This is a genomic window from Burkholderia sp. E168m23 (assembly GCF_016586125.1).
Classification (GTDB): domain Bacteria; phylum Pseudomonadota; class Gammaproteobacteria; order Burkholderiales; family Burkholderiaceae; genus Burkholderia; species Burkholderia orbicola.
This window is the reverse complement of record NZ_BCPP01000699.1, coordinates 1-3,858: the sequence shown is the minus strand read 5'-3', so window position 1 is coordinate 3,858 and position 3,858 is coordinate 1. Positions and strand designations below refer to the sequence as shown.

At 70.5% G+C, this 3,858-nt stretch carries 4 protein-coding genes; all 4 read right to left on the bottom strand.

Annotated elements, in window-relative coordinates; genetic code table 11:
* A partial coding sequence (locus tag JMF90_RS27770) for an A24 family peptidase (RefSeq protein WP_201325683.1) occupies window positions 1–539 on the bottom strand: 539 nt, incomplete at its 3' end.
* Between the two features lie 44 nt (window positions 540–583).
* Window positions 584–1,789, bottom strand: coding sequence for a type II secretion system F family protein (locus tag JMF90_RS27765; RefSeq protein ID WP_125380854.1), 1,206 nt, complete (start codon window positions 1,787–1,789; stop codon window positions 584–586).
* Between the two features lie 2 nt (window positions 1,790–1,791).
* Complete coding sequence (locus JMF90_RS27760) at window positions 1,792–3,066, bottom strand: GspE/PulE family protein (protein WP_200094976.1); 1,275 nt, start codon at window positions 3,064–3,066, stop codon at window positions 1,792–1,794.
* Between the two features lie 83 nt (window positions 3,067–3,149).
* A partial coding sequence (locus JMF90_RS27755; RefSeq protein ID WP_201325682.1) for a transporter associated domain-containing protein occupies window positions 3,150–3,858 on the bottom strand: 709 nt, incomplete at its 5' end.

Sequence of the window (3,858 nt, the reverse complement as noted above, 5' to 3'; positions counted from 1 at the left end):
GGCAGCGTCATCGAGTCGGGCAGGTAGCCGGTCCGGATATCGATCGCACTCATCGCGAGCAGCGCCGCGCACAGCGCGAACGCGGCGAACGCGGCGACGGTCGGGCCGAACGCCGCGAGCGAGCTGGCCGCGAGCAGTGCGCACGCGAGTTCGACGAGCGGATAGCGGATGCCGATTGCATGGCCGCAGCGCCGGCAGCGGCCGCGCAGCATCAGGTAGCTAAGGAGCGGAATGTTTTCCCAGGCGCGCAACACGTGGCCGCAGTGCGGGCAGGCGCTGCGCGGGCGCCACAGATCGTAGCGCGGCGGATAACCGTCGTCGGGCGGGGCGCCCGCGGCGCCGGTCGCTTCGGCGATCTCGGCCTGCCACGCGCGCTGCATCATCACGGGCAACCGGTGCACGACCACGTTCAGGAAACTGCCGATGCAAAGGCCGATGACGACCGCGAACGCATACTGCAGCGCGGGCGGCAGCATCGCCAGCGCGAGCAGCGTGCTCTCGGGCGAATCGGAAACGGCGGACAGGGGCGCTGGCGTCATGAGGCTCGAGGTTGGACTAAAAGGCGACAGAATCGGTTGCGATGCTACACCACGTTGCCGAGCTGAAGGATCGGCAGGTACATCGCGATCACGAGGCCGCCGACGAGTGCGCCCAGGACGATCACGATCAACGGTTCGCCCAGTGCCGCGAGCGTATCGAGACGCGCGTCGAGCTGGCGTTCGCACAATGCGGCGATGTCGGCGAGCATCGTGTCGAGCGCACCAGTTTCCTCGGCGACGGCGATCGGTTGCACGACGTCGTCCGGAAAGCAGCCGGCCGAATGCATCGCATCGGCCAGACGCACGCCGCGCAGCACGCGTGCGGCGATGTGCGCGGTGGCGTGCGCGAACACCGGATGGCCGGCGGTGCGCTCGAGCGTGGCGAACGCATCGGCGAGCGGCACGCCGGCGCCGAGCAGGGTCGCCAGCGAGCGGCACCAGCGTGCGGCCGCGAACCGTTCCAGCGCGCTGCCCGCGAGCGGCGCGCGCAGCAGGCGCCGCGCTAGCGCATGGCGTAGCGCGGCCGAGCGCCGAAGTGCGTGCTGCGCGGCGAGCCCCGTCGTGGCCGCACCGGCCAGGAGCATGCCGCCCCATGCCGACAGCGCGGAGGACAGCGCGAGCAGTGCGCGGGTCGGCGCGGGCAGGGCGGCGCCGAAGCCGTCGAAGATCTGCCGGAAGGTCGGCACGACCCACACCATCAACGCTGACGAGATCGCGAGCGCGAACAGGATGACGGCGGCCGGATACGCGAGTGCGGCACGCAGCTTGCGCCATTGCGCATCGGCGCGCTCGCGGTGTTCCGCAACCCGCGTCAGCACGATGCCGAGCGAACCGGACGCCTCGCCGACCTCGATCAACTGGCGATACAGCGTGCCGAATTGCGATGGATAGCGTGCGAGCGCATCGGCGAAGCGCTGACCGCCGACGATCTCACGGGCAAGCCCCGCGGCGATGCGCGGCACGCCGTCGCGCGTACGGGTGCGCGCGAGCATCTCGAGCGACGGCGCGAGCGGCAGGCCGGCCTGCAGCAGGCTCGCGAGCTGGCGCGTGAAGCGTGTGATGTCGCGCGCGGCCGCCGCAGGCGGACGGGCCGGCCCGCGAACGTCGAGCGACAGTACCGCGATGCCGTCGCGCGCGAGCGTGGCGCGCGCGGCCGCGGCGTCGAAGGCGATGACGGTCCCGCGGCGGGGCGAGCCGTCGCGATGGCGGCCGCGCCATGCAAAGCGGGTTTCGCGCGGTGGCCTGCGCATGCTCACACCGCGGGGGCGGCGGCGACGGCTTCCGCGATGCTCGTCGTGCCGTCCAGGACGCGCGCGAATGCCGCGTCGCGCAGCGTGCGCACGCCCTCGGCCGCCACGCATTGCGCGAGCTCGCCGACGCTCGCCCGCGCGACGATGCGCTCGGCCAGCCCGGGCGATACCGGCATCGTCTGATGCAGGCCGATGCGGCCGCGATAGCCGATGCCGTGACAGGCGGAACAGCCGCGCGCGACGAACGGCCGCCAGCCGGCTGCCAGCGCCGCCGGGTCGCAGCCGGCTTCCCGCAGCGCGTGCGCCGATGCGTCCGAATGCACGCGGCACGCGACGCACAGGCGCCGGACGAGACGCTGCGCGGTGACGAGGTGCAGTGCGGCCGCGAGGTTGTACGGCGCGACGCCGATGTCGAGCAGCCGAGCGACGGCGGCCGGTGCGTCGTTCGTGTGCAGCGTCGACAGCACGAGATGGCCCGTCTGCGCGGCCTTGATCGCGACATCGGCCGTCTCCGCATCGCGAATCTCGCCGACCATGATGACGTCCGGGTCCTGCCGCAACAGCGCGCGCAGCGCCGTCGCGAACGTGAGCCCCGCTTTGTCGGCGACTCCCACCTGGTTGATTCCGTCGAGCTGGATTTCGGCGGGATCTTCCACCGTGCAGACGTTGTGCGCGTCGCGATCGAGCATCTGCAGCGCGCAGTAGAGCGACAGCGTCTTGCCGCTGCCGGTCGGTCCCGTGACGAGCACGAGGCCATGCGGCGCGCGGATCGCGGCCTCCATCGCGGCGGCCTGCCGCGCGTCGAAGCCGAGGTTGGCAAGCGTGAGATCGGGCGGCAGCGTTTCGAGCCGCCGCAGCACGAGCTTTTCGCCGAACAGCGTGGGCAGCGAACTGACGCGGTAGTCGCCGCGCGTGCCGTCGTCGATCGCGATGCGCAGCCGGCCGTCCTGCGGAAGCCGCCGCTCGGCGATGTCCATGCGCGAGAGCACCTTGATCCGCGTGACGAGCGCATCGCGCAGGTGCAGCGGCGGGCGCGCATGTTCATGCAGCACGCCGTCGATGCGCAGACGGATGCGCCAGCCGGCCTCGAACGGCTCGACGTGGATGTCCGACGCGTCGCGCACACGCGCCGCATGCAGCGTGTCCGTCAGCAGGCGTACGGCGGGGGCATCGTCGAGCTGCGCCGCATCGAGTGCATGGGGCGCGGCGGCTGGCGCGTCGGAATGCGCGGGCGGCGACTGCGTGTGCAGCGGCGCCCCGGGGGAAGGGAAATGCATGTGAGCCGGCACGCGGGCCGCCTGTTGACCGTGATGCGCAGATGATCGCGCGTCGCGGGCGGCGCCGGCAGTCGGCCGTTCGGTTAGCGCGTGGCGGTGCGTCCGGTACGCGTGCCGCGCGGCTTGAAGAGCTTGACGGTGCGTACTGCCTGATCGTCGCTGCGCATCACTTCGAGCATCACGTCGCCGATTTTCAGGCACACGTCGTCTTCCGGAATTTCCTCGAGGATCTCGAGAACCAGTCCGTTCAGCGTCTTCGGCCCGTCGGTCGGCAATTTCAGGTGCAGCCAGCGGTTCAGTTCGCGCAGCGGCATGCTGGCCGAGACGATGCATTCGCCGTTCTCGTCCCAGCCGCCCGCGCGTTCGCTGCGCGGCATCGACGTCGTGAATTCGCCGATCAGCTCCTCGATGATGTCTTCGGGCGTGACGAGCCCTTCGAGTTCGCCGTACTCGTTGACGACGAGCGCGGTGCGCTGCCGGGTTTCCTGGAAGAACTGGAGTTGCTGGACCACCGGCGTGCCGGACGGCACGTAATACGGTTCGGCGAGCAGCGCGCGCAGCGTCTCGCGGTCGAAATCCTGGTTGTGCAGCCCGGTGAGCGTCTTGCGCACGTGCAGCACGCCGAGCACCTTGTCGATGTCGCCTTCGTAGACGACCAGGCGGTTGTGATAGCAGGTTTCGAGCTGATGCAGGATGTCGTCGAGCGGCGCGTAGAAGTTGAGCGACTCGATCTGGCGGCGCGGCACCATCACGTCGTCGACCGTGATGTTCTCGAGGTCGAACAGATTCAGC